The 25,660-nt window shown below is 55.6% G+C and carries 27 protein-coding genes; 21 read left to right on the top strand and 6 right to left on the bottom strand.

What is annotated here, in order from left to right:
• Positions 1-32: 32 nt before the first annotated feature.
• From flgN to flgA, 3 genes are all read right to left on the bottom strand, one after another.
• Positions 33-458 carry a flagella biosynthesis chaperone FlgN gene (gene flgN / locus ACOTXC_RS10320; protein ID WP_421767619.1) on the bottom strand — a complete coding sequence of 142 codons (426 nt, stop codon included), beginning with the start codon at positions 456-458 and terminating at the stop codon, positions 33-35.
• 4 nt (positions 459-462) lie between these two features.
• Positions 463-756: a flagellar biosynthesis anti-sigma factor FlgM gene (flgM, locus tag ACOTXC_RS10325; RefSeq protein ID WP_003858002.1), complete on the bottom strand. Its 294-nt coding sequence runs from the start codon at positions 754-756 to the stop codon at positions 463-465.
• A gap of 93 nt (positions 757-849) precedes the next feature.
• The gene (flgA, locus tag ACOTXC_RS10330; protein ID WP_421767620.1) at positions 850-1,509 is read right to left on the bottom strand and encodes a flagellar basal body P-ring formation chaperone FlgA; all 660 of its coding nucleotides are present in this window, start codon (positions 1,507-1,509) and stop codon (positions 850-852) included.
• Positions 1,510-1,666: 157 nt separating this feature from the next.
• On the opposite strand from flgA, the gene flgB reads away from it, so the two are divergent.
• The 11 genes from flgB to flgL all read left to right on the top strand — a co-directional run bounded on the left by flgB (position 1,667) and on the right by flgL (position 11,566).
• Positions 1,667-2,083, top strand: coding sequence for a flagellar basal body rod protein FlgB (gene flgB / locus ACOTXC_RS10335; protein ID WP_022647724.1), 417 nt, complete (start codon positions 1,667-1,669; stop codon positions 2,081-2,083).
• A 3-nt stretch (positions 2,084-2,086) separates the two neighbouring features.
• On the top strand, positions 2,087-2,491 hold the full coding sequence (gene flgC, locus ACOTXC_RS10340; protein ID WP_003857997.1) for a flagellar basal body rod protein FlgC: 405 nt from the start codon (positions 2,087-2,089) through the stop codon (positions 2,489-2,491).
• Between the two features lie 11 nt (positions 2,492-2,502).
• Complete coding sequence (flgD, locus tag ACOTXC_RS10345; protein WP_003857994.1) at positions 2,503-3,213, top strand: flagellar hook assembly protein FlgD; 711 nt, start codon at positions 2,503-2,505, stop codon at positions 3,211-3,213.
• Positions 3,214-3,239: 26 nt separating this feature from the next.
• Positions 3,240-4,490, top strand: a complete 1,251-nt coding sequence (flgE, locus tag ACOTXC_RS10350) for a flagellar hook protein FlgE (RefSeq protein ID WP_276170111.1) — start codon at positions 3,240-3,242, stop codon at positions 4,488-4,490.
• Between the two features lie 20 nt (positions 4,491-4,510).
• On the top strand, positions 4,511-5,266 hold the full coding sequence (locus ACOTXC_RS10355; RefSeq protein WP_022647727.1) for a flagellar basal body rod protein FlgF: 756 nt from the start codon (positions 4,511-4,513) through the stop codon (positions 5,264-5,266).
• Between the two features lie 11 nt (positions 5,267-5,277).
• Complete coding sequence (gene flgG, locus ACOTXC_RS10360) at positions 5,278-6,060, top strand: flagellar basal-body rod protein FlgG (RefSeq protein WP_000625853.1); 783 nt, start codon at positions 5,278-5,280, stop codon at positions 6,058-6,060.
• A gap of 57 nt (positions 6,061-6,117) precedes the next feature.
• Positions 6,118-6,816 carry a flagellar basal body L-ring protein FlgH gene (gene flgH / locus ACOTXC_RS10365; protein WP_023299788.1) on the top strand — a complete coding sequence of 233 codons (699 nt, stop codon included), beginning with the start codon at positions 6,118-6,120 and terminating at the stop codon, positions 6,814-6,816.
• A gap of 12 nt (positions 6,817-6,828) precedes the next feature.
• A complete protein-coding gene (locus tag ACOTXC_RS10370) occupies positions 6,829-7,926 on the top strand; it encodes a flagellar basal body P-ring protein FlgI (RefSeq protein WP_022647728.1) in 1,098 nt (365 codons plus the stop codon).
• On the top strand, positions 7,927-8,880 hold the full coding sequence (flgJ, locus tag ACOTXC_RS10375; RefSeq protein WP_023305862.1) for a flagellar assembly peptidoglycan hydrolase FlgJ: 954 nt from the start codon (positions 7,927-7,929) through the stop codon (positions 8,878-8,880).
• 75 nt (positions 8,881-8,955) lie between these two features.
• Positions 8,956-10,596, top strand: coding sequence for a flagellar hook-associated protein FlgK (flgK, locus tag ACOTXC_RS10380; RefSeq protein WP_154051624.1), 1,641 nt, complete (start codon positions 8,956-8,958; stop codon positions 10,594-10,596).
• 16 nt (positions 10,597-10,612) lie between these two features.
• Positions 10,613-11,566 (top strand): flagellar hook-associated protein FlgL, encoded by a 954-nt coding sequence (gene flgL, locus ACOTXC_RS10385; protein WP_063146112.1) that lies wholly within the window; start codon positions 10,613-10,615, stop codon positions 11,564-11,566.
• Positions 11,567-11,641: 75 nt separating this feature from the next.
• Here flgL and ACOTXC_RS10390 read toward each other — a convergent pair whose 3' ends face one another.
• A complete protein-coding gene (locus tag ACOTXC_RS10390) occupies positions 11,642-12,853 on the bottom strand; it encodes an MFS transporter (RefSeq protein ID WP_063152017.1) in 1,212 nt (403 codons plus the stop codon).
• Positions 12,854-12,962: 109 nt separating this feature from the next.
• Between ACOTXC_RS10390 and ACOTXC_RS10395 the strand changes: the two genes are divergently transcribed.
• Positions 12,963-13,901 carry a LysR family transcriptional regulator gene (locus tag ACOTXC_RS10395; RefSeq protein WP_022647733.1) on the top strand — a complete coding sequence of 313 codons (939 nt, stop codon included), beginning with the start codon at positions 12,963-12,965 and terminating at the stop codon, positions 13,899-13,901.
• A gap of 40 nt (positions 13,902-13,941) precedes the next feature.
• Here ACOTXC_RS10395 and rne read toward each other — a convergent pair whose 3' ends face one another.
• Entirely contained in the window at positions 13,942-17,049 is a 3,108-nt protein-coding gene (gene rne, locus ACOTXC_RS10400; protein WP_023305866.1) for a ribonuclease E, read from the bottom strand.
• A 570-nt stretch (positions 17,050-17,619) separates the two neighbouring features.
• Here rne and rluC point away from each other — a divergent pair.
• The gene (gene rluC, locus ACOTXC_RS10405) at positions 17,620-18,567 is read left to right on the top strand and encodes a 23S rRNA pseudouridine(955/2504/2580) synthase RluC (RefSeq protein ID WP_003857970.1); all 948 of its coding nucleotides are present in this window, start codon (positions 17,620-17,622) and stop codon (positions 18,565-18,567) included.
• Between the two features lie 79 nt (positions 18,568-18,646).
• Here the strand turns inward: rluC and ACOTXC_RS10410 are convergent, their stop codons facing one another.
• Entirely contained in the window at positions 18,647-19,231 is a 585-nt protein-coding gene (locus tag ACOTXC_RS10410) for a Maf family protein (protein WP_421767621.1), read from the bottom strand.
• Between the two features lie 140 nt (positions 19,232-19,371).
• On the opposite strand from ACOTXC_RS10410, the gene yceD reads away from it, so the two are divergent.
• From yceD to fabF, 8 genes are all read left to right on the top strand, one after another.
• Positions 19,372-19,893 carry a 23S rRNA accumulation protein YceD gene (gene yceD, locus ACOTXC_RS10415; protein ID WP_003857966.1) on the top strand — a complete coding sequence of 174 codons (522 nt, stop codon included), beginning with the start codon at positions 19,372-19,374 and terminating at the stop codon, positions 19,891-19,893.
• Positions 19,894-19,909: 16 nt separating this feature from the next.
• Positions 19,910-20,083 (top strand): 50S ribosomal protein L32, encoded by a 174-nt coding sequence (gene rpmF, locus ACOTXC_RS10420; RefSeq protein WP_003857964.1) that lies wholly within the window; start codon positions 19,910-19,912, stop codon positions 20,081-20,083.
• 81 nt (positions 20,084-20,164) lie between these two features.
• Positions 20,165-21,199 carry a phosphate acyltransferase PlsX gene (gene plsX, locus ACOTXC_RS10425; protein ID WP_152811225.1) on the top strand — a complete coding sequence of 345 codons (1,035 nt, stop codon included), beginning with the start codon at positions 20,165-20,167 and terminating at the stop codon, positions 21,197-21,199.
• 6 nt (positions 21,200-21,205) lie between these two features.
• On the top strand, positions 21,206-22,159 hold the full coding sequence (locus ACOTXC_RS10430; protein WP_003857960.1) for a beta-ketoacyl-ACP synthase III: 954 nt from the start codon (positions 21,206-21,208) through the stop codon (positions 22,157-22,159).
• Positions 22,160-22,174: 15 nt separating this feature from the next.
• Entirely contained in the window at positions 22,175-23,104 is a 930-nt protein-coding gene (gene fabD / locus ACOTXC_RS10435; RefSeq protein WP_022647738.1) for an ACP S-malonyltransferase, read from the top strand.
• Positions 23,105-23,116: 12 nt separating this feature from the next.
• On the top strand, positions 23,117-23,851 hold the full coding sequence (gene fabG, locus ACOTXC_RS10440) for a 3-oxoacyl-ACP reductase FabG (RefSeq protein ID WP_022647739.1): 735 nt from the start codon (positions 23,117-23,119) through the stop codon (positions 23,849-23,851).
• Positions 23,852-24,005: 154 nt separating this feature from the next.
• Positions 24,006-24,242 carry an acyl carrier protein gene (gene acpP / locus ACOTXC_RS10445; protein WP_003857954.1) on the top strand — a complete coding sequence of 79 codons (237 nt, stop codon included), beginning with the start codon at positions 24,006-24,008 and terminating at the stop codon, positions 24,240-24,242.
• 91 nt (positions 24,243-24,333) lie between these two features.
• On the top strand, positions 24,334-25,575 hold the full coding sequence (gene fabF, locus ACOTXC_RS10450) for a beta-ketoacyl-ACP synthase II (protein WP_022647740.1): 1,242 nt from the start codon (positions 24,334-24,336) through the stop codon (positions 25,573-25,575).
• The last annotated feature ends 85 nt before the right edge of the window (positions 25,576-25,660 follow it).

Raw genomic sequence — 25,660 nt, forward strand, 5'->3', positions numbered from 1 at the left:
TGCTCCCCGCTTCATGACATGCCGCTAGTGCGTCAAATCGAAATCTTTTTCCCGCCCGTGATACGTGCCGTGGCCGTTTGACCATCCGCACCGTACAGCCCCGGCTCTTTATAGGGCTTTAACACCTCAAGCGCCTGCTGATTACGGATAATCTGACCTTCCAGCAGCCAGCCGTTATGCTGGTTGAGATCGCGAAGATGCTGGGTTTTTTCTGTAATGGTCTGCCAGCGTTCGTTGATCTCATCATTGGCGCTGCGTTTCGTGCCTTGCTCAGCGCGTCGCTGTTTTTCCAGATAATCCAGGGTCGCCAGCAGCGAGCTTTTATCTTCAGTAATGCGTTGCAACGCGCTGCCGTTGATTTGACCAGAAGAGAGGTGGTGCTGTTCTGCGTCCATCACCGTTTTCAGGTCGTTCAGGACCACCGTCATCTGATCCAGTATTTCTGACAGTCGACTCATACGGTTAGTTACTCTGGAGGAAACTCTGTGCGTCCTGAATCAGCGCATCAGCGATTTTGCTGGTATCCATTTTCAGTTCGCCGTTACGGATAGCCGTTTTCAGCGCTTCAACTCGTTCCATGTTGATATCGCTGCTGCCTGGCTGCATCAGCTTCGACTGCGCATCGCTCAGCGTGACGCTGGTGCTGTTAGCCGTCGAGGTTTTTTCCAGACGCGTTTTTTGCGGGGCAGCCTCATTCGTTTCGCGAGGTTGTACAGTGCTAACCGGCTTCAGGGCTGATGTACGATCAATGCTCATAGTGTTGTCCTCATCGAGGGTTCGCGGCGTTTGCGCCTGACATCATCATTTGTTGAATATTTATCGGCAGTGGCCGCGAAATCTTTAAAAAGATTACAGGTTAATCAGAATATTCCCATCAGGACCGACCGTGCCGCTGACCACCTGGCCTGAGGACATTCTGACCCGGGCATTTTGCGCCACTGCGGCATTATTCAGCGCTTTTCCTTCACTGTTGATACTAAAGCCTTCGCCAGTGGCGACCACCATCACCTGTTGTCCCGCCTTCACCCGCCACGCCTGGCGCAGCATGGATAGCTGTATCGCCTGTCCAGGAGCGACATCGCGCAGGCTGACCGCCTCCTGAGCCTGGTTGATATCCAGCATCGTCCGCGGTGGAAGCTGATCCAGACGGCCTCGCTTCAGCGTTACGCTGTCTGGTTGCAGCAGGCTGCCCCGGGGAATGGGAACGGCGGCGACAACATAATTGCCTGTCGCCTGAACCGCAACCTGTAAATAACGTTTTTCGTTGGCGCAACGCGCCAGCACATTCACGTTGCCCCATAAGCGGGTGCTGCCGGTCACGCTAAATGACGGGGCTTCGCAGGAAGGGTAAAGGTTAGGCGGGGTGCGTACGGTCACGCGTACGTCATCGCTGAAACCGGCCAGCTTCTGCGCAAAGAATGCATTGAGCTGGTTCTCTAACCCCTCAGCCTGCACAAGAGGGCTCAAAAGCAGCAGGGTCGCCGCAAGGCCACGTTTAAAAGTCCGCATCGCACGTTCCACCATGTCCAGAATTAAGCAAATTCTACCCGCAGTGGTTTTCCATCAACGCAACAAATAGCGACGCATTTTGCGCTTATTCCGTCGATAGGGGAGACGGGGTGAGATTTAAGCTGTGAACTGAAATTTTCTCATCAGCGGAGGAGACATGCTCGATAAACTCGACGCCGCGTTACGTTTTCAGCAGGAAGCGCTCAACTTACGCGCCCAGCGGCAGGAAATTTTAGCCGCCAATATCGCCAACGCGGACACCCCCGGGTATCAGGCGCGCGATATTGATTTTTCCAGTGAACTCAAAAAAGTGATGGAGCGTGGACGTGCCGAAGGGACGGGTGTCTCACTTGCCCTGACATCCTCACGGCATATTCCCGCTCAGGCGATGACCGCGCCATCAACTGACTTACTTTATCGTGTCCCCGATCAGCCCTCGCTTGATGGCAACACCGTCGACATGGACCGGGAACGCACACAGTTTGCCGATAACAGCCTGCAATACCAGACAGGCCTGACGCTACTCGGCGGGCAAATCAAAGGCATGATGACCGTCCTGCAGGGGGGCAATTAGTAAATGGCCTTGCTGAATATTTTTGATATCGCCGGTTCGGCATTAACGGCGCAGTCCAAACGACTGAACGTGGCAGCCAGTAACCTGGCCAACGCCGATAGCGTGACCGGCCCTGACGGACAACCGTATCGCGCTAAACAGGTCGTCTTCCAGGTTGATGCTGCACCGGGTGCGGCAACGGGCGGCGTGAAAGTGGCGGACGTGGTTGAGAGCCAGGCGCCCGACAAGCTGGTTTACGAGCCAGGCAACCCGCTCGCGGATGCCAGCGGCTACGTGAAAATGCCGAACGTGGATGTGGTCGGGGAGATGGTGAACTCCATGTCCGCGTCACGCAGCTACCAGGCAAACGTCGAAGTGCTTAATACCGTGAAGAGCATGATGCTCAAAACACTCACTCTCGGCCAGTAAAGGAGACACGCATGTCCATCGCCGTAAACGTGAATGACCCGACAAATACCGGCGTCAACAGCACCAGTAGTGCAACCGGTTCCAGCTCCCTCACCGGGAGCAATGCCTCCGATTTACAGAGCAGCTTTCTGACCCTGCTGGTGGCACAGCTGAAAAATCAGGACCCGACCAATCCGATGCAGAATAACGAATTGACCACGCAGCTTGCGCAGATCAGTACCGTCAGCGGCATTGAGAAACTGAACACCACGCTCGGCTCGGTCTCCGGTCAAATCGATAACAGCCAGTCCTTGCAGGCCGCCAACCTGATCGGTCACGGGGTGATGATCCCGGGGACCACGATTCTGGCGGGCACCAGCACCACCGATGGCACGTCCACCACCACCACGACGCCGTTTGGCGTTGAGTTGCAGCAACCGGCCGACAAAGTCACCGCCACCATCAAAGACGCCAGCGGCAACGTGGTGCGCACGATTGAGATTGGCGAGCTTAAAGCGGGCGTTCATACCTTTACCTGGGATGGCAGCCTGACCGACGGCACTAAAGCGCCTAACGGCTCGTATCAGGTTGCGATTAGCGCCAGCAACGGCACCACGCAGCTGGTGGCTCAGCCGCTACAGTTTGCCCTGGTTCAGGGCGTCATCAAAGGTAGCGATGGCAACAAACTGGATTTGGGTACCTCCGGTACCACCACACTCGACGAAGTTCGGCAGATTATCTAAGCCTTCATACTTATCAGGAGTAAGTCATGGCCTTTTCTCAAGCGGTCAGCGGCCTGAATGCTGCGGCCACCAACCTGGACGTCATTGGCAACAACATCGCCAACTCCGCGACCTATGGTTTTAAATCCGGTTCTGCGTCTTTTGCAGATATGTTTGCAGGCTCTAAAGTGGGCCTGGGCGTGAAGGTTGCGGGTATCACCCAGGACTTCACCGACGGGACGACCACCAACACCGGTCGTGGTCTGGATGTCGCCATCAGCCAGAACGGTTTCTTCCGTATGGTGGATGCCAACGGTTCCGTGTTCTACAGCCGCAACGGCCAGTTTAAGCTGGATGAAAACCGTAACCTGGTGAACATGCAGGGGCTACAGTTAACCGGTTATCCGGTTGCCGGCACGCCGCCGACGGTGCAAACCGGTGCGAATCCGCAGGCGATCACCATCCCAACGACGCTGATGGCGGCGAAGTCCACCACCACGGCCTCTCAGCAGATCAACCTGAACTCCACCGATACCGCGCCAACCGTCGCCTTCGATCCGTCCAACCCTGACTCTTACAACAAGAAAGGCACCGTGACGGTGTTTGACAGCCAGGGTAATGCGCACAACATGAACCTGTTCTATGTCAAAACAACTGACAACAAATGGGATGTGTATACCCAGGATGGCAGCGTAGCGGGTTCTCCTGCAAAAAAAGCGGCACAGATGAGCTTCGACAGTAACGGTAACCTGGCGGGTGTTTATAACTACGACGCTGCTGGCGTGATAAGCGCTACGCCAAACGCCACCCCAGCTATCAACATTACTACTGGCATCATTAGCGGTGCGGAGCCTGCCGAGTTCTCTCTGAGCTTCCAGAGCTCCATGCAACAGAACACCGGTGCGAACAACATCGTGGCGACGAGCCAGAACGGTTATAAGCCGGGCGATCTGGTGAGCTACCAGATCAACGATGACGGCACCGTTGTCGGTAACTACTCCAACGAACAGACCCAGGTGCTGGGCCAGATCGTGCTGGCAAACTTTGCCAACAACGAAGGCCTGAAGTCCGAAGGGGATAACGTCTGGTCTGCCACGCAGTCTTCCGGTGTTGCCCTGCTGGGTACCGCGGGTTCCGGTAACTTCGGCACGCTGACCAACGGCGCGCTTGAAGCCTCCAACGTCGATCTGAGTAAAGAGCTGGTGAACATGATTGTCGCGCAACGTAACTACCAGTCCAACGCGCAGACCATCAAAACCCAGGATCAGATCCTCAACACGCTGGTTAACCTGCGTTAAGCGGCTGACGGGAAAGCGCAATGGATCACGCAATATATACAGCGATGGGGGCTGCAAGCCAGACGCTCAATCAGCAGGCTGTTACCGCCAGCAACCTGGCGAACGCCTCCACGCCTGGTTTTCGTGCACAGCTCAACGCACTGCGTGCGGTGCCGGTAGAAGGGCTGTCATTGCCCACGCGTACGCTGGTCACCGCCTCCACGCCCGGCGCCGACATGACGCCAGGCCAGATGGATTACACCGCGCGTCCGCTGGACGTTGCCCTTCAGCAGGACGGCTGGCTAGCGGTGCAAACGGCTGACGGCGCAGAAGGGTATACCCGCAACGGTAACATTCAGGTGAGCGCCACCGGACAGTTGACGATTCAGGGGCATCCGGTGATGGGCGAAGCCGGTCCGCTGACGGTGCCGGAAGGGTCAGAGTTGACCATTGCGGCAGACGGGACGATCTCGGCATTGAATCCGGGCGACCCGGCCAACACCGTTGCGCCTGTCGGTCGTCTGAAGCTGGTGAAAGCGGAAGGAAACGAAGTGCAGCGTGGTGATGACGGGATGTTCCGTCTGACCCAGGCGGCGCAGGCCACGCGTGGCGCCACGTTACAGGCCGACCCGACCATCCGCGTGATGTCCGGCGTGCTGGAAGGCAGTAACGTCAAACCGGTCGAAGCCATGACCGACATGATCGCCAGCGCCCGCCGCTTCGAAATGCAGATGAAAATCATCAGCAGCGTCGATGAAAACGCAGGCAAGGCTAACCAACTTCTGGCTATGAGTTAACAGGACTCCCTATGATCAGTTCTTTATGGATCGCGAAAACCGGTCTGGACGCACAGCAAACCAATATGGATGTAATTGCCAACAACCTGGCAAACGTCAGCACCAATGGTTTCAAGCGCCAGCGTGCGGTTTTCGAAGATTTGCTTTATCAAACGATTCGTCAGCCAGGGGCGCAGTCTTCTGAGCAAACCACGCTGCCGTCCGGTCTGCAAATTGGTACCGGTGTCCGCCCGGTCGCTACCGAGCGTCTGCACAGCCAGGGCAATCTGTCCCAGACCAACAACAGCAAAGACGTTGCCATCAAAGGTCAGGGTTTCTTCCAGGTGCAACTGCCTGACGGGACCTCCGCCTATACCCGCGATGGTTCGTTCCAGGTGGATCAGAATGGTCAGCTGGTGACGGCGGGCGGCTTCCAGGTTCAGCCTGCGATCACCATCCCGGCGAACGCGCTGAGCATCACCATTGGCCGTGACGGTATCGTCAGTGTCACTCAGCAAGGTCAGGCCGCGCCGGTCCAGGTTGGTCAGCTCAACCTGACGACCTTCATGAACGATACCGGACTGGAAAGCATCGGTGAGAACCTCTACACCGAAACGCAGTCTTCCGGCACGCCAAATGAAAGTACCCCCGGCCTGAACGGTGCGGGGCTGCTGTACCAGGGGTATGTGGAAACCTCGAACGTTAACGTGGCGGAAGAGCTGGTGAATATGATCCAGGTCCAGCGCGCCTATGAAATTAACAGTAAAGCAGTGTCGACGACCGACCAGATGCTGCAAAAACTGACGCAACTCTAAGGTGTAGCCCGGTGCGGTAAACGTCGCACCGGCTCCCTGTTTTCGAAGATGAAGGCAATGCAAAAAAACGCGGCGTTTCGTTATCCGATCCTGACTGTTCTGGCTGTCACCCTCAGCGGGTGTGCCTGGATCCCGTCTAAACCATTGGTACAGGGTGCGACTACCGCCCAACCCGTTCCCGGCCCCTCGCCGGTGGTGAACGGCTCTATTTTCCAGACCGCGCAGCCGATTAACTACGGTTATCAGCCGCTGTTTGAAGACCGTCGTCCGCGTAACGTCGGCGATACGCTGACCATTGTGTTGCAGGAAAACGTCAGCGCGAGCAAGAGCTCGTCGGCGAACGCCAGCCGCGACGGCAAAACCAATTTTGGCTTCGACACCGTACCGCGCTATCTGCAAGGGCTGTTCGGCAACGCCCGTGCGGATGTGGAAGCCTCCGGCGGCAACACCTTTAACGGTAAAGGTGGCGCGAACGCCAGCAATACCTTTAGCGGAACGCTGACGGTAACGGTTGACCAGGTTCTGGTGAACGGCAACCTGCACGTGGTGGGCGAAAAACAGATCGCCATTAACCAGGGTACGGAATTCATTCGCTTCTCCGGTGTGGTTAACCCTCGCACTATCAGCGGCACCAACACCGTACCGTCCACACAGGTGGCGGATGCGCGCATTGAGTACGTCGGCAACGGCTACATCAACGAAGCGCAAAATATGGGCTGGCTGCAACGCTTCTTCCTTAACTTATCGCCGATGTAAGCGAGGTGACCTATGTATAAATTTCTCTTCGCCGTGGCGCTGTCGCTGGTCGCTACCGTTGCGCAGGCCGATCGCATTCGCGATCTCACCAGCGTGCAGGGCGTGCGCGAAAACTCCCTGATTGGCTACGGCCTGGTGGTGGGGCTGGATGGGACGGGTGACCAGACGACCCAGACGCCATTCACCACCCAGAGCCTGAACAACATGCTCTCTCAGCTCGGTATTACCGTACCGGCGGGGACCAACATGCAGCTGAAAAACGTGGCGGCGGTGATGGTGACCGCGTCTTATCCGGCCTTTGCACGTCAGGGGCAAACCATCGACGTGGTTGTCTCGTCGATGGGTAACGCCAAAAGCCTGCGCGGCGGTACGTTGTTGATGACGCCGCTGAAAGGCGTCGACAGCCAGGTGTATGCTCTGGCGCAGGGCAACATTCTGGTTGGCGGGGCAGGCGCGTCGGCGGGCGGCAGCAGCGTACAGGTGAACCAGCTGAATGGGGGACGTATTACCAACGGCGCGATCATCGAACGTGAGCTGCCGACCCAGTTCGGCACCGGCAACACCATTAACCTGCAACTGAATAACGAAGACTTCACGATGGCGCAGCAGATTGCTGACACCATCAACCGCAGCCGGGGTTACGGCAGCGCCACCGCGCTGGATGCCCGCACCGTGCAGATCCGCACGTCAACCGGTAGCAGCAACCAGGTGCGGATGCTGGCCGATATCCAGAATATGGAAGTGAACGTGTCGGTGCAGGATGCAAAAGTCATTATCAACTCCCGTACCGGATCGGTGGTGATGAACCGCGAAGTGACGCTGGACAGCTGCGCCGTGGCGCAGGGCAACCTCTCCGTGACGGTTAACCGTTCGGCCAACGTCAGCCAGCCGGACACGCCGTTTGGTGGCGGTCAGACGGTGGTGACGCCGCAAACGCAGATTGATTTACGACAGAGCGGCGGATCGTTGCAGAGCGTGCGCTCCAGCGCCAACCTGAACAGCGTGGTACGTGCCCTGAACGCGCTGGGTGCAACGCCAATGGATCTGATGTCCATTCTGCAATCCATGCAAAGTGCAGGCTGCCTGCGCGCTAAACTGGAAATCATCTAAATGCTGACCGATAGCAAACTGTTGACCAGTGCCGCCTGGGATGCCCAGTCGCTCAACGAGCTCAAAACCAAAGCGGGCAAGGATCCGGCGGCGAATATCCGCCCGGTTGCCCGTCAGGTGGAAGGCATGTTCGTGCAGATGATGTTGAAAAGCATGCGTGAAACCCTGCCGAAAGATGGCATGTTCAGCAGCGATTCCACACGGCTTTACACCAGCATGTACGATCAGCAGATTGCCCAGCAAATGACCGCCGGAAAGGGGCTCGGCCTGGCGGACATGATTGTGAAACAGACCGCAGCCGCTCAGGGGCTCCCGCCTGAAGAGGCCCCGCCGCAGGTGCCGCTGAAGTTTGATCTGGAAAAGGTGACCAGTTATCAAAATCAGGCGCTGACGCAGATGGTGCGTAAGGCGATGCCGAAGCCGACAGAAGCGCGTGACGAGCCGCTCTCCGGCGACAGCAAAGACTTCCTGGCGCAGCTCTCCCTGCCGGCGCGTCTTGCCAGTGAAGAAAGCGGCGTGCCACACCATCTGATTCTGGCGCAGGCGGCGCTGGAGTCGGGTTGGGGGCAACGTCAGATCCGCAGGGAGAACGGCGAGCCGAGCTTCAACATCTTTGGCGTGAAGGCCACTTCCAGCTGGAAGGGGCCGACCACGGAAATTACCACCACCGAATATGAGAACGGTGCGGCAGTGAAGGTGAAAGCCAAATTCCGCGTCTACAGCTCGTATCTGGAAGCGTTGTCGGATTATGTCGGGCTGCTGAGCCGGAATCCGCGCTACACCGCCGTGACCCAGGCAACCACGCCAGAGCAGGGCGCTCAGGCATTGCAGAATGCCGGCTACGCGACCGATCCAAACTATGCACGCAAGCTGACCAGCATGATCCAACAGCTGAAATCCATGTCTGAGAAGGTCAGCAAAGCGTATAGCACAGATCTCGAAAATCTGTTCTGAAAGTTCTCAAGTCCCGGTGGAGGTTGCCGATAACCTTCATCAGGACTCGTGTCTGAACGTATAAAAGGAACCCCCATGTCCAGTTTGATTAACAGCGCCATGAGTGGCCTCAGTGCTGCGCAGTCGGCACTCAATACCGTCAGTAATAATATTTCAAGCTACAACGTGGCAGGTTATACCCGCCAGACTACCATTCTGGGCGCATCAAACAGCACCCTGACCGGCGGCGGCTGGGTGGGTAACGGGGTCTATGTCTCCGGCGTTCAGCGTGAATATGATGCGTTTATTACCAACCAGCTGCGCGCGGCGCAGAACCAGAGCAGCGGCCTGACCACTCGCTACCAGCAGATGTCGAAAATTGACGACGTGCTGTCGGATACCACGAACTCGCTTTCTGCCAACCTCCAGGATTTCTTTAAAAGCCTGCAAACGCTGGTGAGTAACGCAGAAGATCCGGCTGCACGCCAGACGGTACTCGGGAAGGCAGATGGTCTGGTAAACCAGTTCAAAACTAACGATCAATATCTCCGCGATCAGGATGCGCAGGTCAATACGGCGATTTCTACCAGCGTCGATCAGATCAATAACTATGCGAAGCAGATTGCCAACCTTAACGATCAGATTTCCCGGCTGACTGGCGTAGGTGCGGGCGCATCCCCGAACGAACTGCTCGATCAGCGCGATCAGCTGGTGAGCGAACTGAACAAAATTGTCGGTGTGGACGTGACCGTACAGGACAGCGGCACCTACAACATCTCTATCGCCAACGGCTACACCCTGGTACAGGGCAGCAACGCCAGCCAGCTGGCTGCGGTGAAATCCAGCGCGGACCCTGCACGTACAACGATTGCGTATGTGGATGCCGCAGCGGGCAACGTGGAGATCTCAGAAAAACAGATCACCACGGGGTCGCTTGGGGGGCTGTTAACGTTCCGTTCTCAGGATCTGGATCAGGCGCGAAATACGCTTAACCAGATGGCGCTGGCGTTTGCGGATGCCATGAATACCCAGCACCAGGCGGGCTTTGATGCCAACGGGGATAAAGGCGGCAAGCTGTTTGATTTTGGCTCCCCGGCAGTGCTGAGTAACGGTAAGAACACCGGAAGCGCGTCCGTGACGGCAACGATGACGGACAGTACCAAGGTCCAGGCGACAAACTACAAAGTTGAGTATAACGGTACTGACTGGACAATCACGCGTCTGTCAGACAACACCAGCTTCACGGCTATGCCGGATACCAGCGGTAATCTGTCGTTTGATGGCCTCAACGTCAACATTAGCGGCTCGGCCAATAATAAAGACAGCTTTATCGTGAAGCCGGTGAATGACGTTATCGTGAATATGGACGTTGCGATCAGCGACGAATCCAAACTGGCGATGGCTTCCGCGAAAGGAAGCGGCGAAAGCGACAATACCAATGGCCAAAAGCTGCTGGATTTGCAGAGCGCCAAGCTGGTGGGGGGGAACAAAACCTTTAACGATGCTTATGCCGCGCTGGTCAGTACGGTGGGCAGCACCACGGCGTCGCTGAAAACCAGCAGCGAAACCAAAGTTAACGTTGTTACGCAGCTGACCAAACAACAGCAGTCAATCTCCGGGGTTAACCTGGACGAAGAGTATGGCAACCTGCAACGCTATCAGCAGTACTATCTGGCGAATGCGCAGGTGCTGCAAACGGCGAGCACGCTGTTTGATGCATTGATCAATATCCGCTAAGGCTGAGGCATAAAAAATGCGTATTAGTACTCAAATGATGTATGAGCAAAGCATGCGCGGCGTGACGAACTCCCAAAGTCTCTGGCTCAGCTACGGCGAGCAGATGTCTACGGGGAAGCGTATCAACCGTCCGTCTGACGATCCGATTGCCGCTTCGCAGGCCGTTGTGCTCTCTCAGGCCCAAACGCAAAATAGCCAGTATGCGCTGGCGCGCTCCTTCGCTACGACGAAAGTCTCGCTGGAGGAAAACGTGTTATCGCAAGTGACAACCGCTATCCAGGCTGCTCAGGAAAAGATTGTCAATGCAGGCAACGGTACGTTAAGTGACGATGACCGCGCTTCGCTGGCAACGAACCTGCAAGGTATTCGCGATCAGCTCATGAACCTGGCTAACAGCACGGACGGTAACGGTCGCTATATTTTTTCCGGTTACAAAACCGAAGCGGCGGCTTTCGACCAGGCTACGGGTGATTATAAGGGCGGCGGAACGCCAATCAGCCAGCAGGTTGACTCTGCGCGCACGATGCAAATCAGCCATACGGGCACTGAAGTTTTCGATAGCTTCACCAGCAATGCGAAGCCAGAGCCAGATGGTAGTACGCCGGAAACGAATTTGTTCAAGATCCTCGACTCCGCAATTGAAGCGCTGAATAAGCCGATTGGCGATGACGAAACGAAGGCTGAAGCATTTACGGCGGCTATTGATAAAGCCAACCGTGGCCTGAGCAACTCCCTCAACAACGTGCTGACCGTGCGCGCCGATCTCGGCATCAAGCTGGATGAGCTGGGCAAGCTGGACGCTCTGGGTGAAGACCGCGCGCTGGGTCAGACGCAGCAGATGAGTAACCTGGTTGACGTAGACTGGAACTCGGTGATTTCGTCCTACACCATGCAGCAGGCGGCGTTGCAGGCCTCGTATAAAGCCTTTAGCGATATGCAGGGTATGTCTTTGTTCCAGATGAACAAATGAGACTCTGACCTGTTTGACATGTCTTGAAACTGGGCATGTTTTGACTGCCCAACCCGTCCGGGTTGGGCATTTTTTTTACACACTTTCTGCCTGTGCGGACATCACCCGGGCGCTTTCAATCACTCTGATAGCCAGCGCAATGGCACCACACAGGGTTGCCAGTGCTACCACGCCCGTCCAGCCTGCCAGCGTATAGATATTGCTGCCTAATGCCGAACCCAGCGCCATTCCGATGAAAATGACGGTAAACAGCAGGGCGTTAAGGCGCCCACGGGCCTGCGGCTCAAGGCTGTAGACCAGGTTCTGGTGCGCCACGAGGCTGGACTGCAAACCGAGATCGAAACCGACCGCGGAGAGGGCAATCAGGAGCAACTGGCCGTGTACACCCAGGGCTGGCATCAGGAACATCAGGGCAAACGAGAGGGTCACCAGCGCGGCACCCAGTTGGGTCACTTTACCGGCGCCCAGCTTATCGGCCAGACCGCCTGCCAGCGGTGCGGCCAGCGCGCCTGCGGCTCCGGCAATACCAAACCCACCCGCCACGGCGCTGCCAAGGTGATACCGTTCCAGCAGCATGACCGCCAGCGTCGACCAGAACGCACTAAAAGCAATCGACAGAAAACCCTGAGCCAGCGCAGCCCGACGCAGCGCCGGGTAGCGACGCCAGAGGTGTTCCATGGAGCGCATCAGTGCCGGGTAGCTCAGCGTGGAATGAACGGCGAAGCGGGGAAGTACGGCCCACATCACCACGCCGATAAAGGCAATGCTTGCGGCGGCCAGCTGATACATCACTCGCCAGCCAAAGGCTTCACCCACCACGCCGCTCACGGTTCTGGAGAGCAAAATCCCCAGCAGCAGGCCGGTCATCACCGTGCCGACCGTTTTTCCCTGTTTGCCTTCCGGCGCGAGGATCGCTGCGGCCGGGACAATATCCTGCGCCATGGTGGCGGCCATGCCAATCAGCAGGCTGGTGAGCAGCAGGGAATGCAGTTGTCCGGTCAGGCTACAACCCAGCAGGAACAGCGCCAGAGCTGCACTTTTTATCAGGATCAACGTTCTGCGGTCATAACGATCGCCGAGCGGGAGCAGAAACAGGATACCTAAGGCATAACCCGCCTGGGTGAGCGTCGGGACCATGCCCATGCCTTCGATGCTCAGGTGCAGGTCTGAGCCCATCAGCGGCAGCAGAGGCTGGGCATAATAGATGGATGCCACGCTGAAGCCCGCACCGAGCGCCAGCATTAAGATTACCCAGCGGCTTACGGCCCGGGTGGTGGTTGTGTTCATAAGATGTTCCTCATTCGTCGTGTGCGCCTATTTTTTATCAGTACGCCTTGCGACGGTAGCGGGCGCGGTGGTAAAACGCTTATACGTGTAGCGTATAGGTGTAAATGATATGAAACGGACTGAGCGTATAGATCGGGTAGAGCTGATGCGAACCTTTGTTCGCATTGTGGAGGCGGGGTCCCTTTCTGCGGCGGCACGTCAGCTGGCAACAACCCAGGCCACGGTGAGCCGACGGTTGCAGTCACTTGAAACCATGCTGGGCGTGCGCCTGATGCTGCGCACAACCCATACCACACGGCTTACCGATGACGGTGAACGTTGCTATCAGCATGCCAGACGGGTGATTGACAGCTGGCTGGCGCTGGAAGACGAGGTGGGGCAGACGGAAGATGAACCGGTCGGGGTGCTGAGGGTGCGCGCGCCTCACGCGTTTGGCCAGGATCAGCTACTAAAACCGTTAACCCAATTTTTGCAGCGCTATCCCCAGCTTTCTGTTGAGTGGATGCTTAACGATCGCTCGGTTGATTTCCTCGGCGACAACCTTGACTGTGCTATTCGGGTGGGCGTGGAAGTCGACCCGGCAACCGTGTCTGTGCTACTGGCTGAAGTGCCGCGCTCGGTGGTAGCGTCACCGGCACTCCTTGCCCGTTTTCCCGCGGTTAACACGCCGGACGATCTGCAACATCTCCCCTGGATTGCCATTAGCTCTTTTTATCAACGCCATGTGGAGCTCTTCCACGAGGCAACACCCACCCCGGCGAGAGTTACCATTACGCCACGCCTGAGTACCGACAGCTTGTATGTAGCGCGCAATACGGCACTCACCGGGCTAGGCGTGGCGGTGGTATCCAGCTGGACGGTACAGGATGATATTCGGGAAGGGCGACTGGTGCATTTACTGCCAGAGTGGCAGCCAGCAGCGCTACCGGTACATCTGGTTTATCCCTGGTCACGCTATTATCCGGCGCGCTTGCGGCGTTTTCTGGAGCTGATGCGGCAGATAATGCCGGAGGTCACCGGGATGAGAAAGCCCCTGCAACAGCCATAAAAAAGCCGACCCGAAGGTCGGCTTTCAGTCTTAGCGTGCGTTATTCAACAGGCTGAGGACGAGTAGCTGGGGCAGTAGCCATGTGCGTCGCACTGTGACCACCGGCAGCACCTTTACCTTCGAAGTTGAATTCCGGACGAACCCAGTCACTATGGCGTGGTGCTTCAGGCACGTACTCAGGTGCCGGGGCACGAGTCATTGGCGCGGTAGCAATGTGAGCAGGCGCTACAGCTTCAACGATCTCAACCGGCTCAGATTTCACTTCAGGCGCTTTGACCTCTTCGACAACAGGTTCAACCTGAATCTCGACGTCCTGAACAACCTCTTCCGTCACCGTTTCGACGGCAACGTCTGCGGGCTCTTCTGCTGCGGATACAGGCTTAGCGTCTTCCGCGACTTCTTCAGCCACCACGGTATCTTCTTCGGCAATGATCTGCGGTGCGGCATCAACCGGTGCAGCAATCACTTCAGGATGGGTCGTTTCCACTTCCACAGCCTGCGGCGGCGCTGTTTCAACAACCTGCGGTTCGACCACGGTTGCCGCTTCAGTCACGACGTCTTCCACTGCGACGACCGGTGCAATCACCTCTTCGGTCACAGCCTGTTCTTCAACAGCCTGCTCCGGACGTGCAACCGGATAACGGATCCAGACTTTACCGGATGCCATCTCAGGTGACGCGCACGCCACGGTCATTGGCATTGGAGACTGGGTCGGGTAACGCTCGTCACGATAACGACGGCGACGCTGACCGCTCACGCGCAGATGGCGTGGAGAACGGCGGGAGCGACGCGGCATACCTGCGTTATCACGGTTTTCGCTGCTTTCGTCCTGCTCAACCTGATTTTCCACTACGGCTGGCAGGTCAACTTTCGCAACCTGAGTGCCCGTTGTGCTTTCAGCCGCTTCAACCGCGATAACGTCGTTTTCTTCGGCCTGAACAACACCCACACGTACTTTCTGGGTCAGCTGGCGCTGCTTACGACGCGGCATAACCTGAGTACGCTCTTCCTGCTCAGTGTCCTGCTGTTCTACAGGCGCTTCGCGATTCAGGTTTTTGACTTCCTGCTGAGCCTGGCGTTTGTCATCGTTACGACGACGGTTACGCTCGCGGCGAGGCTGCTGCTCGTCACGCTGTTTGCTCTTCTCGGACTCATCGCCCGCCTGCTGGCGAATCTCACGATCTTCAACGTTCTGCTGTTGCTTCTCGCGACGGTTGCGACGGTTGTCCTCGCGCTGTTCACGACCTTCGTTGTTATCGGAACGATTATCACGGCGCTCATTACGATCGCCACGGTCGTTGCGGTCACGACGGTTGTTCTGACGCTTACGACGGTCCTGCTGACGCTCTGGTTTCGCTTCTTTTGGCGCTTCTTTCGGCTCCTCAGGCTGAACTTCTTCGGCGGCAAACATTTTTTTCAGCGCACCGATGATGCGGCTCAGGAGACCAGGCTGCTCAGGCTGCGCTTTTGGCGCGGCAGGAGCCACTTTCTGCACAGCAGGTTTTTCCGCTGGTTTTTCCAGCGTCGCTTCTGGCGGTGCTTCCGGCATGATGAAGGTCGCTAAAGCTGGCTGCTCAGGCAGTTTACGCTCGGCAGGCTCTTCATCAGACGGCAGCGCCATTTCTTCTTCATGCAGCTTCGGCAGCAGGTAGCTGAGGGTGCTTGTCTCTTCGCCTTTGCGCACGCGCAGCACGTGATAGTGCGGGGTTTGCATCTCGTCGTTTGGCACGATGATGCAGCGAACGCCGCCCTGACGCGCTTCGATTGCGCTCACCGCTGCACGTTTTTCGTTCAGCAGGTAGGAGGCAATCGGCACCGGAACAATAGCGTGAACCTCTTTGGTGTTCTCTTTCAGCGCTTCTTCTTCAATCAGACGCAGAATAGAGAGGGAGAGAGATTCATTGTCACGAACGGTACCTGTACCGGAACAGCGCGGGCAGACGTGATGGCTGGACTCACCCAGAGACGGGCTGAGGCGCTGACGGGACATCTCCAGCAGGCCAAAGCGAGAAATATGGCTGATCTGGATACGCGCGCGATCCTGGCGCACCGCTTCACGCAGACGGTTTTCAACCGCACGCTGATGGCGAACCGGGGTCATGTCGATGAAGTCGATAACGATCAGACCACCCAGGTCGCGCAGGCGGAGCTGGCGGGCGATTTCATCAGCGGCTTCAAGGTTGGTATTGAAGGCGGTCTCTTCGATGTCGCCGCCGCGGGTTGCTCGCGCGGAGTTGATGTCGATGGCGGTCAACGCTTCGGTGGTATCGATAACGATAGAACCGCCGGACGGCAGACGCACTTCACGCTGGAAGGCAGACTCGATCTGGGATTCAATCTGATAATGGCTGAACAGCGGGATTTCACCGGTGTACAGTTTAATTTTGCTGGTGAAATCCGGGCGACCCAGTGCGGCGATGTGCTGGCGAGCCAGCTCAAGCACTTTCGGGTTATCAATCAGAATTTCACCGATGTCCTGACGCAGATAATCACGGAAGGCACGCACGATGACGTTGCTTTCCTGGTGGATCAGGAACGGCGCAGCACGGCTTTCTGCCGCTTTCTTGATGGCTTCCCAGTGTTTCAGGCGGAAGCTCAGGTCCCACTGCAACGCTTCGGCAGATTTGCCAACGCCTGCGGTGCGCACGATAAGGCCCATGCCGTCTGGCAGTTCAAGACTTGCCAGTGCTTCTTTCAGCTCGGTACGGTCATCGCCTTCGATACGGCGAGAGATGCCACCCGCACGCGGGTTGTTTGGCATCAATACCAGATAGCTTCCTGCCAGACTGATAAAGGTGGTCAGCGCGGCGCCTTTGTTGCCACGCTCTTCTTTATCGATCTGGACGATAACTTCCTGACCTTCACGCAGAACATCTTTGATGTTCGGACGGCCATGGGAGTTGTAGTTTGCAGGAAAATATTCGCGGGCGATTTCTTTGAGAGGAAGGAAACCGTGACGCTCAGCACCGTAATCAACAAATGCAGCTTCAAGGCTTGGTTCAATGCGGGTGATTTTGCCTTTGTAAATGTTCGCTTTTTTCTGTTCGTGTCCAGGACTTTCGATATCCAGATCGTACAGGCGCTGCCCATCCACAAGGGCGACACGCAACTCTTCTTGCTGAGTTGCGTTGATTAACATTCTTTTCATCGTAACTTACTCGTTATTCTTACATTGACGACAAAGCTGCGGGCAAGGTGACGCTTTCCGGGGTATGAACCGATGGCCTCGTGTCTATTCACGTCGCCAACCTCACGGTTGTCGCTCGCTTAAGAGGCGCAGAGTGTCGGTTGCCTGTATTTCATAGGGAAACACAGCGCAATTATCAGGGGAATTGCCTGGGAAAACTCTCCAGAGAACAATCCTTATACCGGGAAGTACTGCAACCCGCAGCCCGCTAACTGCCTGAAAGATCAATACGTCTTACGCCATTGCTGCGTGGATGATCGGTCAGACAAAATTGGTCATTCCGTCGACATCCTTACAAAACCCGGATTTAACGCGGAAAACGAATTCATTATTCCACTGCTCGCCGGGTTATAGCAAGATGACTTTTACCAATTATCACCCGGTTACTCACAGTTTCTTCACTTCAACGGGGTGATTGGTTTAATAACCACCAAATCGATTGCGCGAAAGGGGAGTGGTCCGGATAAAAGTAAATATAAGCATAGAAAAATGAGTGGCGCTAATGTCAGACGCTATTTAGAATCGCCAACCATGAAAACAGAGACTCCAGCCGTAAAAATGGTTGCCATCGCCGACGACGAGGCGGGGCAACGTATCGATAATTTTTTGCGCACCCAATTGAAGGGTGTGCCAAAAAGTATGATTTATCGCATCTTGCGTAAGGGTGAGGTGCGGGTGAACAAAAAACGTGTGAAGCCCGAGTACAAGCTCGAGGCGGGCGATGAAGTCCGCATTCCACCGGTACGTGTTGCAGAGCGTGAAGAAGAGGTCGTTTCTCCGAAGCTGCAAAAAGTCGCGGCTTTGAGCGACGTTATCCTTTATGAGGACGACCACATTCTGGTGCTGAATAAACCGTCCGGAACGGCGGTACACGGGGGGAGCGGTCTGAGCTTCGGCGTGATCGAAGGTTTACGTGCGCTGCGCCCGGAAGCGCGTTTCCTCGAACTGGTTCACCGTCTTGACCGTGATACCTCAGGCGTGCTGCTGGTGGCGAAAAAACGTTCTGCACTGCGTTCCCTGCATGAACAGCTGCGCGAAAAAGGGATGCAGAAAGATTATCTGGCGCTGGTGCGCGGCCAGTGGCAGTCCCACGTGAAAGTGGTGCAGGCGCCGCTGCTGAAAAATATTCTGCAAAGCGGTGAGCGCATTGTTCGTGTTAATCAGGAAGGGAAACCGTCTGAGACGCGATTTAAAGTAGAAGAGCGCTACGAATTTGCCACGCTGGTGCGCTGTAGTCCGGTGACGGGGCGTACTCACCAGATTCGCGTCCATACCCAGTTTGCAGGCCATCCGATTGCGTTTGACGATCGCTATGGCGATCGCGAGTTTGATAAGCAGTTGGCGGGTACGGGGCTGTCGCGTCTGTTCCTGCATGCGGCAGCGCTGAAGTTTACCCATCCTAATACCGGTGAAGTTATCCGTATTGAAGCGCCGCTGGATGAGCAGTTGAAACGCTGCCTGAAAGTTCTGCGCGGCTGATTATGTGCCGGGTGGCGCTGCGCTTACCCGGCCTACGAAATCCGTAGGCCCATGCAAGCGAAGCGCCGCTGGGCAAAAATCACATCGTCAGCGGATTACACTCTTCTCGCCTTAACATCTGGCACAGCGCAATCAGCGGCAACCCCACCAGCGTGTTGGGATCCCGCCCGTCCAGCTTGTCGAACAGTGCAATTCCCAGCCCTTCACTTTTGAAACTCCCTGCGCAGTTCAGAGGACGTTCCCGACGCACGTAATCCATAATCTCCTCCTCGCTGAGATGACGGAAGTGCACATCAAATGGCTCACACTCGGTTTGCAGATGACCGGAGGCCGAATTATAAAGCGCCAGGCCGGTATAAAAGGTCACGATACTGCCTCGCGCACGCAAAAGCTGCTGGCAGGCGTTTTCTTCCGTAAGCGGTTTACCGGTGATTTCGCCGTCCAGCACACAAACCTGATCGGAGCCTATAATCAGATGAGCGGGGTAACGTACGGCCAGCGACTGTGCTTTCTCTTTCGCGAGACGGGTCACCAGATGACGCGGTGACTCGCCCGGCTGTGGCGTTTCATCCACCTCCGGCGCGGCGCATTCAAACGGGATCCCGAGCTTTTCCAGCAGCATTCGGCGATAAGGTGAAGTGGAAGCAAGGACGAGATTTGGCATATTTTTATCACCAGATATAGCGTATCGATGCCAGCCATTTTAAACTACAGGCCGCATTGTGTGCGAATAATTGGCAAAAGGCAGCTCTGGTTGCCTTTTTCTTTGACTCTATGACGTTACAAAGTTAATATGCGCGCCCTATGCAAAAGGTAAAATTACCCCTGACTCTTGATCCGGTTCGTACGGCTCAAAAACGCCTCGATTACGAAGGAATCTATTCTTCCGATCAGGCTGAGCGTATTGCCGAATCTGTAGTCAGTGTGGACAGTGATGTAGAGTGTTCCATGTCGTTCGCTATCGACAACCAGCGCCTCGCCGTTTTAACCGGTGATGCAAAGGTGACGGTAACGCTCGAATGTCAGCGCTGCGGGAAACCGTTTGTACAGCATGTTCACACAACGTATTGTTTCAGTCCGGTTCGTTCTGACGAACAGGCTGAAGCACTCCCGGAAGCGTATGAACCGATTGAGGTTAACGAATTCGGTGAAATCGATCTTCTGGCGCTGGTTGAAGATGAAGTCATCCTCTCCCTGCCAGTCGTTCCGGTGCATGATTCTGAACACTGTGAAGTGTCCGAGGCGGACATGGTCTTTGGGGAACTGCCTGATGAAGCGCAAAAACCAAATCCATTTGCCGTATTAGCCAGCTTAAAGCGTAAGTAATTGAGGAGTAAGGTCCATGGCCGTACAACAGAATAAACCAACCCGTTCCAAACGTGGCATGCGTCGTTCCCATGACGCGCTGACCGCAGTTACCAGCCTGTCTGTAGACAAGACTTCTGGTGAGAAACACCTGCGTCACCACATCACCGCTGACGGTTTCTACCGCGGCCGCAAGGTTATCACTAAGTAATCACGCGTCAGCGTGATTAGGCTTAGTGAGGAACTTCCCCGTGAAAACGGGGAGTTTACCGAACCAGGCTGCGACGATACCTTGACACGTCTAACCCTGGCGTTAGATGTCATGGGGGGAGATTTTGGCCCTACCGTGACAGTGCCTGCAGCATTGCAGGCACTGAATTCTAATTCGCAACTCACACTTCTTTTAGTCGGTAATCCCGACACAATCACGCCATTACTTGCAAAAGCTGACTTTGAACAACGTTCGCGTCTGCAGATTATTCCTGCGCAGTCAGTTATTGCCAGTGATGCCCGGCCATCGCAGGCTATTCGTAATAGCCGCGGCAGCTCTATGCGAATGGCGCTGGAGCTGGTGAAAGAAGGGCGAGCGCAGGCTTGCGTCAGCGCGGGAAATACTGGCGCGCTGATGGGGCTGTCGAAATTATTGCTCAAGCCGATTGAGGGCATTGAGCGTCCGGCGCTGGTGACGGTGTTACCGCATCAGCAGAAGGGCAAAACGGTGGTGCTCGATCTGGGCGCTAACGTAGATTGTGATAGTACAATGCTGGCTCAGTTTGCCGTGATGGGGTCGGTGCTGGCAGAAGACGTGGTCGGGATTACTAATCCCCGCGTTGCGTTATTGAATATTGGTGAAGAAGAGACCAAAGGCCTGGACAGTATCCGCGACGCTGCGGAAATACTCAAACAGGTTCCCTCCATCAACTATATTGGTTATCTCGAAGCCAATGAGTTGCTGACGGGCAAAACGGATGTATTAGTGTGTGATGGCTTCACCGGAAACGTGACGTTGAAGACCATGGAAGGGGTCGTACGAATGTTCCTTTCTCTGCTGAAATCGCAGGGAGAAGGTAAAAAAAGGTCCTGGTGGCTGATTTTATTAAAGCGTTGGTTACAAAAAAGCCTGACGCGGCGATTCAGTCACCTCAACCCCGACCAGTATAATGGCGCCTGTCTGTTAGGATTGCGCGGCATCGTGATTAAGAGTCATGGCGCCGCCAATCAGCGAGCATTTACCGTCGCGATTGAACAGGCAGTGCAGGCGGTGCAGCGACAAGTCCCTCAGAGGATTGCCGCTCGCCTGGGATCTGTATTAGCTAAAAGTGACTGAGCGTACATGTATACGAAGATTTTAGGTACCGGCAGCTACCTGCCAAAACAAGTGCGTACCAACGCCGATCTTGAAAAAATGGTAGATACGTCTGACGAGTGGATTGTCACGCGCACAGGTATCCGTGAACGTCGTATCGCCGCGCCAGACGAAACTGTGTCCACCATGGGCTACGAAGCCGCTCAGCGAGCGCTTGAGATGGCGGGCATTGATAAAGAACAGATCGGGCTTATTGTGGTGGCGACAACATCTGCCACGCATGCCTTCCCAAGCGCAGCGTGCCAGGTGCAGAACATGCTCGGCATCAAAGGCTGCCCGGCATTTGATGTTGCAGCGGCGTGCGCGGGTTTCACCTATGCGCTGAGCATCGCCGATCAGTATGTTAAATCGGGTGCCGTAAAATATGCGCTGGTGATCGGTGCTGATGTGCTGGCGCGTACCTGCGATCCAACCGATCGCGGCACAATCATTATTTTTGGCGATGGCGCGGGCGCGGTACTGCTGGGGCAGTCCGAAGAACCAGGCATTATCTCCACGCACCTGCACGCTGACGGTCGCTACGGCGAGCTGTTAACGCTGCCTAACGCCGATCGCGTTAATCCGGACAGTTCGATTTACCTGACAATGGCGGGTAATGAAGTGTTCAAGGTGGCCGTGACCGAACTCGCTCACATTGTTGATGAGACGCTGGAAGCGAACAATCTGGATCGCGCCGCACTCGACTGGCTGGTACCGCATCAGGCTAACCTGCGTATTATCAGCGCGACGGCGAAGAAGTTGGGCATGTCTATGGATAACGTTGTGGTGACGCTTGATCGCCACGGCAACACCTCTGCGGCATCGGTACCGTGCGCATTTGACGAAGCGGTACGCGATGGACGAATTAAACGGGGCCAACTGGTCTTGCTTGAAGCCTTTGGTGGTGGGTTCACCTGGGGTTCCGCGCTGGTTCGTTTCTAGGATAAGGATTAAAAAATGACGCAATTTGCTTTTGTGTTCCCGGGACAGGGCTCACAAACTGTTGGGATGTTGTCTGAAATGGCAGCAAACTATCCGGTTATTGAAGAGACTTTCCGTGAAGCTTCTGACGCGCTGGGTTATGATCTGTGGGCGCTGACCCAGCAGGGCCCAGCTGAAGAGCTGAACAAAACCTGGCAGACTCAACCGGCACTGCTGGCAGCCTCCGTCGCATTGTGGCGCGTATGGCAGCAGCAGGGCGGCAAAACGCCGGCGCTGATGGCGGGTCATAGCCTGGGTGAATACTCTGCGCTGGTCTGCGCAGGGGTGATTGCCTTCGCTGACGCGGTCCGTCTGGTTGAATTGCGTGGTAAGTTTATGCAGGAAGCGGTGCCAGAAGGCACGGGCGGCATGTCTGCCATCATCGGTCTGGATGATGCTTCTATTGCTAAAGCCTGTGAAGAATCTGCTGAAGGTCAGGTCGTTTCTCCGGTAAACTTTAACTCGCCAGGCCAGGTAGTTATCGCGGGTCATAAAGAAGCGGTTGAGCGTGCAGGCGCTGCCTGTAAAGCTGCGGGTGCAAAACGTGCACTGCCGCTGCCGGTGAGCGTGCCGTCTCACTGTGCGCTGATGAAGCCCGCTGCCGATAAACTGGCGGTTGAGCTGGAAAAAATGACCTTTAACGCACCGACGATTTCCGTTGTGAATAACGTCGATGTGAAGTGCGAAACCGCGCCGGAGGCTATCCGTAACGCGCTGGTTCGCCAGCTCTACAGCCCAGTTCAGTGGACCAAAACCGTTGAATTTATGGCGTCTCAGGGCGTTGAACATCTGTATGAAGTCGGTCCAGGTAAGGTACTTACCGGTCTGACAAAACGTATTGTAGACACCCTGACTGCCTCGGCGATTAACGAGCCGGAAGCAATGAAAGCGGCACTCTCGCAATAAAAGAGGAATACCATGAGTTTTGAAGGAAAAATTGCCCTGGTGACCGGCGCAAGCCGCGGTATCGGGCGTGCTATTGCTGAAACACTGGTTGCGCGCGGCGCGACGGTGATCGGGACTGCGACCAGCGAGAATGGCGCACAGGCCATCAGCGAGTATCTGGGTGCGAACGGCAAAGGTCTGGTACTGAATGTGACTGAACCAGCATCTATCGAATCTGTTCTGGAAAATATTCGCGCAGAGTTTGGCGAAGTGGATATTCTGGTCAATAATGCCGGGATCACTCGCGACAACCTGTTGATGCGAATGAAAGATGATGAGTGGAACGATATTATCGAAACCAACCTGTCATCGGTATTCCGTCTGTCAAAAGCGGTAATGCGCGCTATGATGAAAAAGCGTCATGGACGTATTATCACTGTAGGTTCTGTGGTTGGTACCATGGGAAATGCTGGTCAGGCTAACTACGCTGCGGCGAAAGCAGGTCTGATCGGTTTCAGTAAGTCGCTGGCGCGCGAAGTCGCGTCCCGCGGAATTACTGTAAACGTTGTTGCTCCGGGCTTTATTGAAACGGACATGACGCGTGCGCTGACCGATGATCAGCGTGCGGGTACGCTGGCGGCAGTTCCAGCGGGTCGTCTTGGCGACCCTAAAGAAATCGCCAGCGCGGTTGCATTTTTAGCCTCTGACGAAGCGGGTTACATCACTGGTGAAACCCTCCACGTCAACGGCGGGATGTACATGGTTTAATCACGATCGAAAATATTTGCGTTATTTGGGCAAATGGCCTCAAAATAACGTAAAATCGTGGTAAGACCTGCCGGGATTTAGTTGCAAATTTTTCAACATTTTATACACTACGAAAACCATCGCGAAAGCGAGTTTTGATAGGAAATTTAAGAGTATGAGCACTATCGAAGAACGCGTTAAGAAAATTATCGGCGAACAGCTGGGCGTTAAGCAGGAAGAAGTTGTGAACTCCGCTTCCTTTGTTGAAGACCTGGGCGCAGATTCTCTTGACACCGTTGAGCTGGTAATGGCTCTGGAAGAAGAGTTTGATACTGAGATTCCGGACGAAGAAGCTGAGAAAATCACCACCGTTCAGGCTGCCATTGATTACATCAACGGTCACCAGGCGTAAGTGAACATCTCCAGGCGGTCATTCGACCGCCTGAGTTTTATCTTTTGTAGTCCCACGAATCTCTTTTTTTATCCCTCCCTGGAGGACAAACGTGTCTAAGCGTCGTGTAGTTGTGACCGGACTTGGCATGTTGTCTCCTGTCGGCAATACCGTAGAGTCCACCTGGAAAGCTCTCCTTGCCGGTCAGAGCGGCATCAGCCTAATCGACCATTTCGATACTAGCGCCTATGCAACGAAATTTGCTGGCTTAGTAAAGGATTTTAACTGTGAAGAGATCATCTCGCGCAAAGAACAGCGCAAGATGGATGCCTTCATTCAATATGGAATTGTCGCTGGCGTTCAGGCCATGCAGGATTCTGGCCTTGAGATTACGGAAGAGAACGCTACCCGTATCGGCGCTGCTATCGGCTCCGGGATTGGCGGTCTTGGCCTGATCGAGGAAAACCATACATCTCTGGTGAATGGCGGCCCGCGTAAAATCAGCCCGTTCTTCGTTCCGTCTACGATTGTAAACATGGTGGCAGGTCACCTGACCATTATGTTCGGCCTGCGTGGCCCAAGCATCTCAATCGCGACAGCCTGTACGTCTGGCGTGCATAACATCGGCCAGGCCGCGCGTATCATCGCGTACGGCGATGCAGATGCTATGGTTGCGGGCGGTGCTGAAAAAGCCAGTACCCCGCTGGGCGTCGGTGGCTTCGGTGCAGCGCGTGCGCTCTCTACCCGAAACGATAATCCTCAGGCGGCGAGCCGTCCGTGGGATAAAGACCGTGATGGTTTCGTGCTGGGTGACGGTGCAGGCATGATCGTACTGGAAGAGTACGAACACGCGAAAAAACGTGGCGCGAAAATTTATGCTGAAGTTGTTGGCTTTGGCATGAGCAGCGATGCTTACCACATGACGTCTCCTCCAGAGAACGGCGCAGGTGCTGCGCTGGCGATGGAAAACGCCATCCGTGATGCGGGCATTACGCCGGCACAGATTGGCTACGTTAACGCGCACGGGACATCTACCCCTGCGGGCGATAAAGCAGAAGCGCAGGCGGTTAAGTCTATCTTCGGCGAATCTGCCAGCCGTGTACTGGTGAGCTCCACGAAATCCATGACCGGTCACCTCCTGGGTGCGGCGGGTGCAGTAGAATCAATCTACTCTATTCTCGCGCTGCGCGATCAGGCTGTACCGCCAACCATCAACCTGGATAATCCAGATGAAGGTTGCGATCTGGACTTCGTTCCCCACGAAGCGCGCCAGGTTAGCGGTATGGAGTACACCCTGTGTAACTCCTTCGGCTTCGGTGGGACTAACGGTTCTCTGATCTTCAAAAAGGTCTGAGTCTGGTTAGTCGCTGACGATAATAAAGGTCCGCTTGCCGGGCCTTTTTTATTAGGTGATATCCCCTTGTCCGGCTAACCACATC

The organism is Enterobacter cloacae complex sp. IR5428 (assembly GCF_049238585.1).
Classification (GTDB): domain Bacteria; phylum Pseudomonadota; class Gammaproteobacteria; order Enterobacterales; family Enterobacteriaceae; genus Enterobacter; species Enterobacter intestinihominis.